Origin of the sequence: Streptomyces sp. NPDC052301 (genome assembly GCF_044593395.1) — a bacterium.
Taxonomy (GTDB): Bacteria; Actinomycetota; Actinomycetes; order Streptomycetales; family Streptomycetaceae; genus Streptomyces.
The window spans coordinates 358448-371234 of record NZ_JBIUBE010000004.1 but is presented as its reverse complement, the minus strand read 5'-3'; the positions used below and the strand labels follow the sequence as shown (position 1 = coordinate 371234).

14 protein-coding genes and 1 riboswitch are annotated in these 12787 nt (G+C 72.5%); of the genes, 8 read left to right on the top strand and 6 right to left on the bottom strand.

Going from position 1 to position 12787, the window contains the following annotated elements; all coding sequences use genetic code 11:
* Positions 1-113: 113 nt before the first annotated feature.
* From ACIHEJ_RS12680 to ACIHEJ_RS12670, 3 genes are all read right to left on the bottom strand, one after another.
* Positions 114-479 (bottom strand): Rv2175c family DNA-binding protein, encoded by a 366-nt coding sequence (locus tag ACIHEJ_RS12680; protein WP_055707421.1) that lies wholly within the window; start codon positions 477-479, stop codon positions 114-116.
* Between the two features lie 145 nt (positions 480-624).
* Positions 625-1857 (bottom strand): NAD(P)/FAD-dependent oxidoreductase, encoded by a 1233-nt coding sequence (locus ACIHEJ_RS12675; RefSeq protein WP_400134677.1) that lies wholly within the window; start codon positions 1855-1857, stop codon positions 625-627.
* A 32-nt stretch (positions 1858-1889) separates the two neighbouring features.
* Positions 1890-2240 carry a hypothetical protein gene (locus tag ACIHEJ_RS12670; protein WP_400134676.1) on the bottom strand — a complete coding sequence of 117 codons (351 nt, stop codon included), beginning with the start codon at positions 2238-2240 and terminating at the stop codon, positions 1890-1892.
* Between the two features lie 53 nt (positions 2241-2293).
* A riboswitch (TPP riboswitch) is annotated at positions 2294-2405 on the top strand.
* Between ACIHEJ_RS12670 and thiO the strand changes: the two genes are divergently transcribed.
* The 5 genes from thiO (at position 2403) to ACIHEJ_RS12645 (ending at position 7570) form a co-directional block, all read left to right on the top strand.
* Complete coding sequence (gene thiO / locus ACIHEJ_RS12665; RefSeq protein WP_400134674.1) at positions 2403-3563, top strand: glycine oxidase ThiO; 1161 nt, start codon at positions 2403-2405, stop codon at positions 3561-3563. It overlaps the preceding riboswitch by 3 nt.
* A 14-nt stretch (positions 3564-3577) precedes the next feature.
* Positions 3578-3778 carry a sulfur carrier protein ThiS gene (thiS, locus tag ACIHEJ_RS12660; protein WP_400135139.1) on the top strand — a complete coding sequence of 67 codons (201 nt, stop codon included), beginning with the start codon at positions 3578-3580 and terminating at the stop codon, positions 3776-3778.
* A 3-nt stretch (positions 3779-3781) separates the two neighbouring features.
* Positions 3782-4576, top strand: coding sequence for a thiazole synthase (locus tag ACIHEJ_RS12655; RefSeq protein ID WP_400134672.1), 795 nt, complete (start codon positions 3782-3784; stop codon positions 4574-4576).
* A gap of 104 nt (positions 4577-4680) precedes the next feature.
* Positions 4681-6630: a Stk1 family PASTA domain-containing Ser/Thr kinase gene (pknB, locus tag ACIHEJ_RS12650; RefSeq protein WP_400134670.1), complete on the top strand. Its 1950-nt coding sequence runs from the start codon at positions 4681-4683 to the stop codon at positions 6628-6630.
* A gap of 61 nt (positions 6631-6691) precedes the next feature.
* Entirely contained in the window at positions 6692-7570 is an 879-nt protein-coding gene (locus ACIHEJ_RS12645) for a deoxyribonuclease IV (RefSeq protein ID WP_400134669.1), read from the top strand.
* A gap of 26 nt (positions 7571-7596) precedes the next feature.
* Here the strand turns inward: ACIHEJ_RS12645 and ACIHEJ_RS12640 are convergent, their stop codons facing one another.
* Entirely contained in the window at positions 7597-8229 is a 633-nt protein-coding gene (locus ACIHEJ_RS12640; protein WP_400134667.1) for a sulfite oxidase-like oxidoreductase, read from the bottom strand.
* A gap of 175 nt (positions 8230-8404) precedes the next feature.
* Here ACIHEJ_RS12640 and bfr point away from each other — a divergent pair, with 175 nt between their 5' ends.
* The gene (bfr, locus tag ACIHEJ_RS12635) at positions 8405-8884 is read left to right on the top strand and encodes a bacterioferritin (RefSeq protein ID WP_400134665.1); all 480 of its coding nucleotides are present in this window, start codon (positions 8405-8407) and stop codon (positions 8882-8884) included.
* Positions 8885-8890: 6 nt separating this feature from the next.
* Here the strand turns inward: bfr and ACIHEJ_RS12630 are convergent, their stop codons facing one another.
* Positions 8891-9115, bottom strand: a complete 225-nt coding sequence (locus ACIHEJ_RS12630; RefSeq protein ID WP_400134663.1) for a bacterioferritin-associated ferredoxin — start codon at positions 9113-9115, stop codon at positions 8891-8893.
* A gap of 152 nt (positions 9116-9267) precedes the next feature.
* Positions 9268-10620: a class II 3-deoxy-7-phosphoheptulonate synthase gene (locus ACIHEJ_RS12625; RefSeq protein WP_400134661.1), complete on the bottom strand. Its 1353-nt coding sequence runs from the start codon at positions 10618-10620 to the stop codon at positions 9268-9270.
* Between the two features lie 106 nt (positions 10621-10726).
* Here ACIHEJ_RS12625 and ACIHEJ_RS12620 point away from each other — a divergent pair, with 106 nt between their 5' ends.
* Together ACIHEJ_RS12620 and ACIHEJ_RS12615 are read left to right on the top strand one after the other, a co-directional pair.
* Positions 10727-10783: a trp operon leader peptide gene (locus tag ACIHEJ_RS12620; RefSeq protein ID WP_107440922.1), complete on the top strand. Its 57-nt coding sequence runs from the start codon at positions 10727-10729 to the stop codon at positions 10781-10783.
* 105 nt (positions 10784-10888) lie between these two features.
* Positions 10889-12751, top strand: a complete 1863-nt coding sequence (locus tag ACIHEJ_RS12615; protein WP_400134659.1) for an anthranilate synthase family protein — start codon at positions 10889-10891, stop codon at positions 12749-12751.
* Positions 12752-12787 lie beyond the last annotated feature (36 nt).

Below are 12787 nucleotides of genomic sequence, written 5' to 3'. Positions count from 1 at the left end.
GCCGCGCGCCCCCCGCCCCCCCCCCCCCCGCCGCGCGGCCCCCCCCCCCCCGGCCCCCCCCCCCCCCCCCCCCCCCCCCCCCCCCCCCCCCCCCACCCCTGGTGCGGATCGGCTCAGACGGCGAGCGCCTGGGCCCGGCGCTTCACCTCCGTGCCGCGATTCTCGCTCAGGGCCTGCGCGGGCGTGCCGGGCAGGGTCGGGTCGGGGGTGAAGAGCCATTCGATCATCTCTTCGACCGTGAAGCCGTCGTCCCTCAGGAGCGTCAGGGTGCCGGACAGGCCCTTGACGACCTTGTCCCCGTCGATGAAGGCGGCGGGGACGTGCAGCGCCCGGTTCTCACCTCGGCGTACGGCGATGAGCTGGCCCTCCTTGACCAGCTGCCGCACGCGCGTCACCTCGACGCCGAGCTGTTCGGCGATGTCGGGGAGGGTGAGCCAGGCGGGGACGAGAGCATCGATCTTTGCGTCAATCTCGGTCACGGGACCAAGGGTAGGCGCTCCGCCGGTCCGGCCGCGATCCGCTGCGCCGGGCGCCGCGACAGGTCGTCGTCCGGCTGCTGCGCCGTCGTGGCTGGTCGCACAGTTCCCAGCACCCCTGGGGATGCTGTCCTTCGGGGAAGGCCGATCAGGTGGCCGTTGCTTCCTTCAGGGGGCGGCCCGGATCCGCCACCGCCTCCGGGTCCATGCCGCGGGCCGATTCGATCAGGCGGCGGCCCTGGGCCAGGTCGCGGGGGCGGCCCACCGCCAGGAGGGCCACCAGGCGGTCCTCGCGGAGCCAGCAGACCGTCCAGGCGGGGCCGGACGGGTCGCCGCGCCACACCGTCCGGTCGGCCGCGGCGTGGTGGCCGGCGTACTGCACGAACCGGCCGAACTGCTCGGACCAGAAGTACGGCACCGGGTCGTAGACGGCCGGGGTCTCGCCGAGGATGTTCGCGGCGACCGTGCGCGGTCCCTGCAGGGCGTTGTCCCAGTGGTGGACGAGCAGCCGCTCGCCGTAGCGGGCCGAGGGGAAGGACGCGCAGTCGCCGACGGCGTACACGTCGGGCGCGCTGGTGCGCAGGTGATCGTCGGCGAGGACCTCGTGGTGCGCGCCCAGCGCGATGCCGGAGCCGGCCAGCCAGGCGGTGGCGGGGCGGGCGCCGATGCCGACGACCACCGCGCCCGCGGGCAGCCGGGTGCCGTCGTCGAGCACCACCGCACCGGGATCGACGCGTTCCACACGCGCGTGGGTGCGGAGATCGGCGCCGGCGTCCGCGTACCAGGCGGCCATGGGGGCGGCGACCTCGGCGGGCAGGGCGCCGGCGAGCGGCCGGTCGGTGGCCTCCACGACGGTCACCGCGCAGCCGGCCTCGCGCGCGGCGGTGGCGAACTCGGCGCCGATCCAGCCGGCGCCGACGACCACGACGTCGTGCTGCCGGGCGAGCACCGGCCGCAGCCGCTCGGCGTCGTCCAGGGTACGCAGCAGATGCACGCCGGGCACGCCCTCGGTGCCGGGCAGCGTGACGGGTTCGGCGCCGGTGGCGAGGACCAGCACGTCGTACGGCACCGGTCCCGCCTCGGTGTCCAGCTCGTGCGCGGCTGGGCGTACGCCCAGCACCTCGCAGCCGAGCCGCAGCTCGACGCCGAGCGACTCGAAGTCGACCTCGAAGGCGGAGTCCTCGGCCTTGCCGAGCAGGACGGCCTTCGACAGCGGCGGCCGGTCGTACGGCTGGTGCGGCTCGGCGCCGATGATGGTGACGGGGCCGGTGAAGCCCTGTTCCCGCAGGGCGACCGCGGTCTGCACCCCGGCCATGCCCGCGCCGACGACGACCGCGCGCCGCGCCTGTGACGTGCCCTGTTCCGCTGTCTGCTCGCTCACCCGATCACCATAGACACGTGACGGACAGTCAGTCAGGGGGCGTGCTCGGTGACCTGTTCCACAACGCTCGTCCCGCTACCGGGCCCCGACTCCCACTGCCAGTCCTCCTCGAGTCGCACGCGACCGTCGGGCAGCTCGACGACCGTCGACAGGCAGTGCCCGGAGGCCGTCGTGCCGTCGGTCCTCAGCTGCACGTACCGGAAGTCGAGCCGGTCCCCCGCGCGCGTGCCGACCAGATGGCCGCGTACGACGTCGCCGCCCGCGTACTCGGCCCAGATCGCGCCGTCCTTCTCGTGGTACGCGAACCGGGTGCCGGTACCCACCTGACCTGGGGCTTGGTCCGCCACGGGGGCGAGGATCAGTCCGTCCAGCGAGCGGGTCACGGCGAGGGGCTCCCTTACGGGTGATGAGCGGGGCGAGCTAGGGTGGCCACCGTACAAGCACTCGCGGGAGCCCGGACGCACCGGGCTGAGAGGGAGGCTGGCGGCCTCCGACCGTACGAACCTGATCCGGGTCATGCCGGCGAAGGGAGGGGCTGGACGCCCATGCCGTCACGTACGCCCGACGTCCTCGTCATCGGGGGCGGAATCATCGGCCTGGTCACGGCCTGGCGCGCCGCGCAGCGCGGGCTCGCCACGGCCGTGGTGGACCCCGATCCCGGGGGCGGGGCCGCCCGGGTCGCGGCGGGGATGCTGGCCCCGGTCTCCGAACTGCACTACGGCGAGGAGCGGCTGCTCGCCCTGAACCTGGAGTCCGCCCGCCGCTATCCGGACTTCGCGGCCGAGCTGACCGAGCTGACCGGACACGACCTCGGCTATCGCCGCAGCGGCACCCTCGCGGTCGCGCTCGACGCCGACGACCGCGCCCACCTGCGCGAACTGCACGCCCTGCAGCAGCGCTGCGGGCTCGACTCCGAGTGGTTGTCGGGACGGGAGTGCCGGCGGCTGGAGCCGATGCTGGCGCCCGGGGTGCGCGGTGGGCTGCGGGCCGACGGCGACCACCAGATCGACCCGCGCCGGCTGGCGGCGGCCCTGGTGGCCGCGTGCGAGCGGACCGGAGTGGTGTTCCACCGGGCGTGGGCCGAGCGGCTGGACGTGGTGGCGGGCCGGGCCGCCGGGGTGACCACGGCGGACGGCACCGAGCTGCGCGCCGGGCAGGTGGTGCTCGCGGCCGGCAGCATGAGCGGGCGGCTCGCGGGTGTGCCCGAGGCCCTGCTGCCGCCGGTGCGGCCGGTCAAGGGGCAGGTGCTGCGGCTGACGGTGCCGAACCGGTTCGCGCCGTTCCTGAGCCGGACGGTGCGGGCCGTGGTCCGCGGCAGCCAGGTCTATCTGGTGCCGCGGGAGAACGGCGAGCTGGTCGTCGGCGCCACCAGCGAGGAGCTGGGCTGGGACACGACGGTCACCGCGGGCGGCGTGTACGAGCTGCTGCGCGACGCCCATGAGCTGGTGCCGGGCATCACCGAGCTGCCGCTCACCGAGACCCGGGCCGGGCTGCGCCCCGGCTCCCCCGACAACGCGCCGCTGCTGGGTCCGTCCGGCCTGGCCGGGCTGCTGCTGGCCACCGGGCACTACCGCAACGGGGTGCTGCTCACGCCCGTCACCGGGGACGTCATGGCGGAGGTGCTGGCCGGCGGTGCGCTGCCGGAGGAGGCCCGTCCGTTCACGCCGCAGCGCTTCGGCGCCGTACTTCTGGAGCAGTCCGCATGAGCATGTCCGTCACCATCTCGATCTCCGTCAACGGGGAGCGCCGGGAGATCACCCCGGGCACCGCTCTCGACGCGCTCGTGACGACCCTGACCCCGGCGCCCTCCGGGGTGGCCGCGGCCGTCAACGAGACCGTGGTCCCGCGTGCGCGGTGGGCGTCCACCGCGCTCGCGGAGGGTGATCGCGTCGAAGTCCTCACCGCCGTGCAAGGAGGCTGAGCCATGGCCGACGATTCCCTGGAGCTGGGGGGTACGACCTTCTCGTCCCGGCTGATCATGGGCACGGGCGGTGCGCCCAGCCTGGAGGTGCTGGAGCGGGCGCTGCTCGCCTCCGGTACGGAGCTGACCACGGTCGCGATGCGCCGGGTCGACCCGTCCGTGCACGGCTCGGTGCTGTCGGTGCTGCAGAGGCTGGGCATCCGGGTGCTGCCGAACACGGCGGGCTGCTTCACCGCCGGGGAGGCCGTGCTGACCGCCCGGCTGGCCCGGGAGGCGCTGGGCACGGACCTGATCAAGCTGGAGGTCATCGCCGACGAGCGGACGCTGCTGCCGGACCCGGTGGAACTGCTGGAGGCGGCCGAGACGCTGGTGGACGACGGGTTCACGGTGCTGCCGTACACCAACGACGATCCCGTGCTCGCGCGGAAGCTGGAGGACGTCGGGTGTGCGGCCGTGATGCCGCTGGGCTCGCCGATCGGGTCGGGGCTCGGGATCCGCAACCCGCACAACTTCCAGCTGATCGTGGAGCACGCGCGCGTGCCGGTGATCCTGGACGCGGGAGCCGGCACGGCCTCGGACGTGGCGCTGGCGATGGAGCTGGGCTGTGCGGGGGTGATGCTCGCCTCCGCCGTCACCCGCGCGCAGGAGCCCGAGATGATGGCCGCCGCGATGCGGCACGCGGTGGAGGCGGGCCGGCTGGCCCGGCTGGCGGGGCGGATCCCGCGACGGCACTTCGCCGAGGCCTCCTCCCCCACGGAGGGCCTCGCCCACCTGGACCCCGAACGCCCGGCCTTCTGATCACATGAGAGACAGATCGCACGAGAGTCACAGCTCTGCTGCATTCCGCTCCTCGAACGGCGCAACGCGCGGCACTGTCGGCCGCCCCTCGTAGACTCCCCTGCGTGGATACGACCCTTCAGGACCCCCTCGTCGGGCAGGTGCTCGACGGCCGCTATCGCGTCGACGCACGGATCGCGGTCGGCGGGATGGCCACGGTCTACCGGGCCCTGGACACCCGCCTCGACCGCGTCCTCGCGCTGAAGGTGATGCACCCGACGCTCGCGGCCGACGGCTCCTTCGTGGAGCGGTTCATCCGGGAGGCGAAGTCGGTCGCCCGGCTCGCCCACCCCAACGTCGTCCAGGTCTTCGACCAGGGCACCGACGGGTCGTACGTGTATCTGGCGATGGAGTACGTCGCCGGGTGCACCTTGCGGGACGTGCTGCGGGAGCGCGGCGCGCTGCAGCCGCGGGCCGCGCTGGACATCCTGGAGCCGGTGCTGGCCGCGCTCGGTGCCGCGCACCGGGCCGGTTTCGTGCACCGCGACATGAAGCCCGAGAACGTGCTGATAGGGGACGACGGCCGGGTCAAGGTCGCCGACTTCGGACTGGTGCGGTCGGTGGACACGGTGACCAGTACGACGGGTGCCGTGCTCGGGACCGTGTCGTACCTGGCGCCCGAGCAGATCGAGCAGGGCACCGCCGACCCGCGGGTCGACGTGTACGCGTGCGGTGTCGTGCTCCACGAGATGCTGACGGGCGGGAAGCCGCACTCCGGGGACTCCCCCGCGCAGGTGCTCTACAAGCACATCCACGAGGACGTGCCGCCGCCCTCGGCGCTGGTGCCGGGGCTGCCGTACGAGCTGGACGAGCTGGTCGCGGCGGCCGCCGCGCGCACCGCGGACGCCCGGCCGCAGGACGCCGTGGCGCTGCTCGCCCTGGTGCGCGCGGCCCGCGAGGCGCTGAGCGACGCACAGCTGGACGCGCTGCCGCCGCAGGCGCTGACCGCGGACCATGACAACGCCGAGGACCGGACGAGCGTGATTCCGCGCTCGCTGACCTCCCCCGTGCTCGGCTTCGCCGGCGCGGGGGGACCCTCGTCCCGCCCACTGCCCGTGGGCGGGGAGGAGCCAGCCGACGGCGTCCAGCGCACCAGCCGGCTCCAGGCCCCGCCCGTGCCGGCCCGAAGGCCGCGGCGCCTGATGCCGGCGGTCGTCGTCGCCGTGCTGCTGGTGTTCGGCCTGGGTGCCGGGGTCTGGTACATCAACTCCGGCCAGTTCACGAAGGTGCCGCCGCTGCTGTCGAAGACCGAGGCACAGGCGAGGGCACGGCTGAAGGCGGCCGGGCTGGAGGCCGGGCGGGTCAAGCGCGAGTACAACGACACGGTCGGGCGGGGCACGGTCATCGGCAGTGATCCGGCGCCGGGCGCCCGGATCCGGGACCACGACTCGGTGACGCTGACGATCTCGCTCGGCCCGGAGATGGTGAACGTGCCGGACGTGGCCGGCCGGCCGCTGGCCCAGGCGCGGGCACGGCTGAAGGCGGACGGGCTGGAGCCGGGCATGGTCACCCGGCAGTTCAGCGAGGACGTCCCGAAGGGCTCAGTGATCGGCACGACCCCGCCGGCGGGCACCCGGCGGCACGCGGACTCGGCCATCGCGCTGACCGTCAGCAAGGGCCGCCCCGTCGACGTGCCGGACGTCACCGGTGAGGACCTGGACAGCGCCCGGCAGGACCTGGCCGACGCCGGGCTGAAGGTGAAGATCGCCGCGCAGCAGGTCAACTCCGAGTACGACAAGGGCGAGGTGGCGCAGCAGAGCCCGGGCGACGGCAGCCGGGCCGCCGAGGGCGACACGGTCACGCTGACGCTGTCCAAGGGCCCGGAGATGGTCGAGGTGCCGGACGTGGTCGGCGACAGCGTCGACGACGCCCACAAGGCGCTGGAGGGTGCCGGGTTCGAGGTGGACGAGGACCGCGGGCTGCTCGGGCTGTTCGGCGACACCGTGAAGAAGCAGTCGCCGGCGGCCCACGACAAGGCGCCGAAGGGGTCGACGGTGACGATAAGCATCCGGTGACCGGGTTCATACACCGGGGACCGTGGTCCCGGCGCGGGGGCGGACATGACACCCTGAACGGGTGAGTCCCGTTCAGTCGTCCCTCCCGCGCAACCCCGTCGGCGGCCATGTCCCCGTGGCCGGCGGCCTGCACTCCGTGGGGCTGTCCTACGCCCGTGACCTGAAGGCGGAGACCGTGCAGGTCTTCGTCGCCAACCCGCGCGGCTGGGCCACGCCCGCCGGGAACCCGCGGCAGGACGAGGCGTTCCGCGCGGCCTGTGCCGAGGAGTCGATCCCGGCGTACGTCCACGCCCCGTACCTGATCAACTTCGGCTCGCACACCGAGGCCACCGTGGAGCGGTCGGTGGAGTCCCTGCGGCACTCGCTGCGGCGCGGGCGGGAGATCGGCGCGCTGGGCGTGGTGGTGCACACGGGGAGCGCGACCGGCGGGCGGGCCCGGGACGTGGCGCTGAAGCAGGTGCGCACGCACATGCTGCCGCTGCTGGGCGAGCTGACCCACGACGACGACCCGTTCCTGCTGCTGGAGTCGACCGCCGGGCAGGGCGCCTCCCTGTGCTCGCGCACCTGGGACTTCGGTCCGTACTTCGAGGCCCTGGACGCCCATCCGAAGCTCGGGGTCTGCCTCGACACCTGCCACATCTTCGCCGCCGGGCACGACCTGACCGGCCCGAGCGGCATGCGGCAGACCCTGGACCTGCTGGTGGACACCGTCGGCGAGGGCCGGCTGAAGCTGATCCACGCCAACGACTCCAAGGACGTGGTCGGCGCGCACAAGGACCGGCACGCGAACATCGGCGCCGGTCACATCGGCGAGGACCCGTTCCGGGCGCTCATGGCCCATCCCGCGACCGAGGGCGTCCCGCTGGTCATCGAGACGCCCGGCGGCAAGGAGGGGCACGCGGCGGACGTGGAGCGGCTGAAGAGGCTCAGGGACGCCTGAGCCCCACGGCTCAGCGCGTCACGGCGTCACAGCTCCGGCCCGTCCCCCGGCTCCTCCTGGTAGGAGTAGCGCTGTTCCTTCCAGGGGTCGCCGATGTTGTGGTAGCCGCGCTCCTCCCAGAAGCCGCGGCGGTCGGCGGTCATGTACTCCACCCCGCGGACCCACTTCGGGCCCTTCCAGGCGTACAGGTGGGGGACGATCAGGCGGACCGGGAAGCCGTGCTCGGCGGTGAGGAGCTCGCCGTCCTTGTGGGTGGCGAAGATCGTGCGGTCGGAGAGGAAGTCCGTCAGGCGCAGGTTCGAGCTGAAGCCGTACTCCGCCCACACCATCACATGGGTGACGTCGGGGGCCGGCGGGGCCAGGTCCACGATCGCGCGGGCCGGGATGCCGCCCCACTCCGCGCCGGTCATGCTGAACTTCGTCACGCAGTGCAGATCGGCCACCACGGTGGTGTACGGCAGCGCCGTGAACTGCTCGTGGGTCCAGGTGTGCTTGTCGCCGTCGGCGGTGGCGCCGAAGACCCGGAACTCCCAGCGCTCGGGCCGGAACTTCGGCACGGGCCCGTAGTGGGTGACCGGCCAGCCGCGTTGGAGTCGCTGCCCCGGCGGAAGCTCGGACCCTGCCGCTGCTCCAGACTCTCGCTCCACCGGATGACCCATGTATCCATCCTGACAGACCTTGGGCAGTGCCCTTGACCACCCTCATGGAAAGCGGACAAGTACCACCAACTCATCCCGTACTTACTAAGTACGCACTTACTGGACGATCTTCGCCGCCGGTGCAATCATGCCGCCGCACACCTGCCCCGTTACCCGTGTGGAAGGAGCCGCTGCGATGCAGGGCGACCCCGAGGTCATCGAGTTCCTCAACGAGCAGCTCACCGGCGAGCTGACCGCGATCAACCAGTACTTCCTGCACGCGAAGATGCAGGAGAACTTCGGCTGGTACAAGCTCGCCAAGTACACGCGGCACGAGTCGTTCGACGAGATGAAGCACGCGGAGGTGCTGACCGACCGGATCCTCTTCCTGGAGGGGCTGCCCAACTACCAGCGGCTGTTCCACGTCAACGTCGGGCAGACCGTGCGGGAGATGTTCGAGGCGGACCGGCAGATCGAGGTGGAGGCGATCGACCGGCTCCGGCGCGGCATCAAGGTGATGCGCGAGAAGGGCGACATCACGTCGGCGAACATCTTCGAGGACATCCTCGCCGACGAGGAGCACCACATCGACTACCTGGACACCCAGCTGGAGCTGCTGGAGAAGCTCGGCGAGGCGCTCTATCTGGCCCAGCTGATCGAGCAGCCGGAGACCTGAGCCGCACTAGGCCGCCTTCGGGACCTCCGCCAGTACCGGCTTGCCCTGGTCGGCGAAGTCGCGGCGGGGGCAGGCACCCCGGCCGAGGATGGCCTGGATCCGGCGTACGCAGGAGCCGCAGTCCGTGCCCGCCTTGCAGGCGGAGGCTATCTGGCGCGGGGTGCAGGCGCCGTCCTCCGCATGCTGCTTGACCTGGGCCTCGGTGATGCCGAAGCAGCTGCAGACGTACACGCGGGTTCACCTCCCGACGGGATCGGTGTGTCTCTCCTGCCATCCCGTTTCTCGGTGAGGCAAACCTAACCTTACCCAACCCCCGGGAACCGTGAAAGGGGGAGGGGCGCGGATCGGGTGTGATCCGCGCCCCAGATCCCTTGCCGGAGCCCTTACTGGTCCCGGTACATCTCCGCGACCAGGAACGCCAGGTCGAGCGACTGGCTGCGGTTCAGGCGGGGGTCGCAGGCGGTCTCGTAGCGCTGGTGGAGGTCGTCGACGAAGATCTCGTCGCCGCCGCCCACGCACTCGGTGACGTCGTCACCGGTCAGCTCCACATGGATGCCGCCCGGGTGCGTGCCCAGCGACTTGTGGACCTCGAAGAAGCCCTTGACCTCGTCCAGCACGTCGTCGAACCGGCGCGTCTTGTGCCCGGAGGCCGCCTCGAAGGTGTTGCCGTGCATCGGGTCCGTCACCCACGCCACCGTCGCGCCCGAGGCGGTGACCTTCTCCACCAGCTCCGGCAGCCGGTCACGGATCTTGTCCGCGCCCATCCGGACGATGAAGGTCAGCCGGCCCGGCTCCCGCTCGGGGTCGAGACGGTCGACGTAGCGCAGCGCCTCCTCGGCCGTCGTGGTCGGGCCGAGCTTGATCCCGATCGGGTTGCGGATCTTCGAGGCGAACTCGATGTGCGCACCGTCCAGCTGCCGGGTGCGCTCACCGATCCACACCATGTGCCCGGATACGTCGTACAGCTTGCCGGTCCGCGAGTCCACCCGGGTCAGGGCGGTCTCGTAGTCCAGCAGCAGCGCCTCGTGCGAGGAGAAGAACTCCACCGTCTTGAACTCCTCCGGGTCCGTGCCACAGGCCCGCATGAAGTTCAGCGCGTTGTCGATCTCGCGCGCCAGCTGCTCGTAGCGCTGCCCCGACGGCGAGGTCCGCACGAAGTCCTGGTTCCAGGCGTGCACCTGGCGCAGGTCGGCGTAACCACCGGTGGTGAAGGCGCGCACCAGGTTCAGCGTCGACGCCGACGCGTGGTACATGCGCTTCAGACGCTCGGGGTCCGGGATACGGGCGGCCTCCGTGAAGTCGAAGCCGTTGACGGAGTCGCCCCGGTAGGTCGGGAGCGTCACGCCGTCCCGGGTCTCGGTGGGCTTGGAGCGGGGCTTGGAGTACTGCCCCGCGATCCGGCCCACCTTCACCACCGGCACCGAGGCCGCGTAGGTGAGGACGGCACCCATCTGGAGCAGCGTCTTCAGCTTGTTGCGGATGTGGTCGGCGGACACCGCGTCGAAGGCCTCGGCGCAGTCGCCGCCCTGGAGAAGGAACGCCTCTCCCCGGGCGACAGCCGCCATCCGGGCGCGCAGCTGGTCGCACTCGCCCGCGAAGACGAGCGGCGGATACGACTCGAGGTCCGCGATCACTGCGCGCAGAGCCTCGGCGTCGGGGTACTCGGGCTGCTGCGCCGCGGGCAGGTTTCGCCAGGTGTTGCCAGCGCTCGGGCTGGTCTTAGCGTTCACGGTCACCTCGTAAACATTACGGGGTCGTGTGGGATGATTTTGTCCGGTGCTCGAAGGATGAGACGGACTGCTTGCCCCGTGGACGGCGCGGCCGTGCGGTAGGGTTCCTGGCATGTTCGCGCTTTCGATCCAGAACTGGTGGTGGACCGCTTCTCCGGCGGCCCGCTGATCGCGCGTACCAAGACTTCGCGAAGGCCGCCCGAGGGGCGGCCTTCGGCGTTTCCGGGGTCGTTCCTCACCGACATCGATCACCTTCATCGACGGAAGAGGAACCATGGACCTGGCACGGCTCCCGCACGACGACCGCCCCTTCGCCCTGCTGCGCCGTCGCACGCCCGGCCGCACCGAGGACACGGTCGAGGTGCTGATCGGCCCGGTCGGCGCCCGTGACCGCCTCGCGGACCTGCCCGGCGACGGCCTCGCGCTCGTGCCGTTCCGGCAGATCCGCGAGCGCGGCCTCGACGTCCGCGACGACGGCACCCCGCTGCTGGTGCTGACCCCCGAGGAGACCTACGAGATCCCCCTGGCCGCGGCACTGGACGCGCTGCCCGGTCATGAGGTGCGGGTGGAGGGCGGCGGCTTCGACGTCGGCGACGAGGAGTACGGCGAGATCGTCGCGCGGGTCCTGGCGGAGGAGATCGGCCGCGGCGAGGGCGCGAACTTCGTGATCCGGCGGACGTACGAGGGGCGCATCCCCGGCTTCGGGCGCGCGGACGCGCTCGCGCTGTTCCGGCGGCTGCTGGAGGGCGAGCGGGGCGCGTACTGGACGTTCGTCGTGCACACCGGGGACCGGACGCTGGTCGGCGCCAGTCCCGAGGTGCATGTGCGCATGTCCGGCGGGACGGTCGTCATGAACCCGATCAGCGGGACGTACCGCTATCCCGCCGAGGGCCCGACCCCCGAACACCTGCTCGGTTTCCTCGCCGACGGCAAGGAGATCGAGGAGCTGTCGATGGTCGTCGACGAGGAGCTGAAGATGATGTGCACCGTCGGCGACATGGGCGGGGTCGTCGTCGGGCCCCGGCTGAAGGAGATGGCGCACCTCGCGCACACCGAGTACGAGCTGCGCGGGAAGTCCTCCCTGGACGTGCGGGAGGTACTGAAGGAGACCATGTTCGCGGCGACCGTCACCGGCTCGCCGGTGCAGAACGCGTGCCGGGTGATCGAGCGGCACGAGGTGGGTGGCCGGGGCTACTACGCCGGTGCGCTGGCCCTGCTCGGGCGGGACTCCGGAGGTGCGCAGACCCTCGACTCCCCCATCCTGATCCGCACCGCCGACATCGACGCGGACGGCCGGCTGCGCGTCCCGGTCGGCGCGACCCTGGTGCGCGGCTCGGACCCGGCGGGCGAGGTGGCGGAGACGCACGCGAAGGCGGCGGGCGTGCTGGCGGCGCTGGGGGTACGGCCGTCCCGGCCGCGCGCGGAGCGGGAGCGGCCCCGGCTGGCCGACGACCCCCGGGTGCGGGCCGCGCTGGACGGGCGCCGGTCGTCGCTGGCGCCGTTCTGGCTGCGGATGCAGGAGCGGGCGCAGGAGCTGACCGGCCACGCCCTGGTCGTGGACGGCGAGGACACCTTCACGGCGATGCTGGCGCACGTGCTGCGCTCGGCCGGGCTGGAGGTGACCGTCCGGCGGTACGACGAGCCGGGGCTGCGGGCGGCCGTGCTCGCGCACGAGGGGCCGGTGGTGCTCGGCCCCGGCCCGGGCGACCCCTGCGACCTCACCGATCCGAAGATGCGCCTGTTGCGGGAGCTGGCCGCGACCGTGGTCCGGGAGCACCGCCACGGGGTGCTGGGCGTGTGTCTCGGCCATGAGCTGCTCGCGGCCGAGCTGGGGCTGGACATCGTCCGCAAGGAGGTGCCCCACCAGGGAGCGCAGACCACGGTGGACCTGTTCGGGCGGCCCGAGACCGTCGGCTTCTACAACAGCTTCGTCGCCCGCTGCGACGAGGAGGCGGCCCGTGAGCTGGCCGCGCACGGGGTCGAGGTGAGCCGGGCGGAGAACGGGGAGGTGCATGCCGTACGGGGCCCCGGGTTCGCGGGCGTGCAGTTCCACCCGGAGTCGGTCCTCACCCTGAACGGGGCCGCGGTGGTGCGGGAGCTGATCGGGCGGCTGCGCGTGGCCGGCCGGGCCGGGTGAGCGAGCGGACCCGGGGACCGCGCGGTCCCCGGGTCC

What these genes read in the sequence shown, in the direction of transcription:
- ACIHEJ_RS12615 (WP_400134659.1), top strand. Translation starts at nt 10,889, where the DNA reads ATGGACCTGGCACGGCTCCCGCACGACGACCGCCCCTTCGCCCTGCTG.
- ACIHEJ_RS12640 (WP_400134667.1), bottom strand. Translation starts at nt 8,229, where the DNA reads ATGGGTCATCCGGTGGAGCGAGAGTCTGGAGCAGCGGCAGGGTCCGAG.
- ACIHEJ_RS12655 (WP_400134672.1), top strand. Translation starts at nt 3,782, where the DNA reads ATGGCCGACGATTCCCTGGAGCTGGGGGGTACGACCTTCTCGTCCCGG.
- thiO (WP_400134674.1), top strand. Translation starts at nt 2,403, where the DNA reads ATGCCGTCACGTACGCCCGACGTCCTCGTCATCGGGGGCGGAATCATC.
- bfr (WP_400134665.1), top strand. Translation starts at nt 8,405, where the DNA reads ATGCAGGGCGACCCCGAGGTCATCGAGTTCCTCAACGAGCAGCTCACC.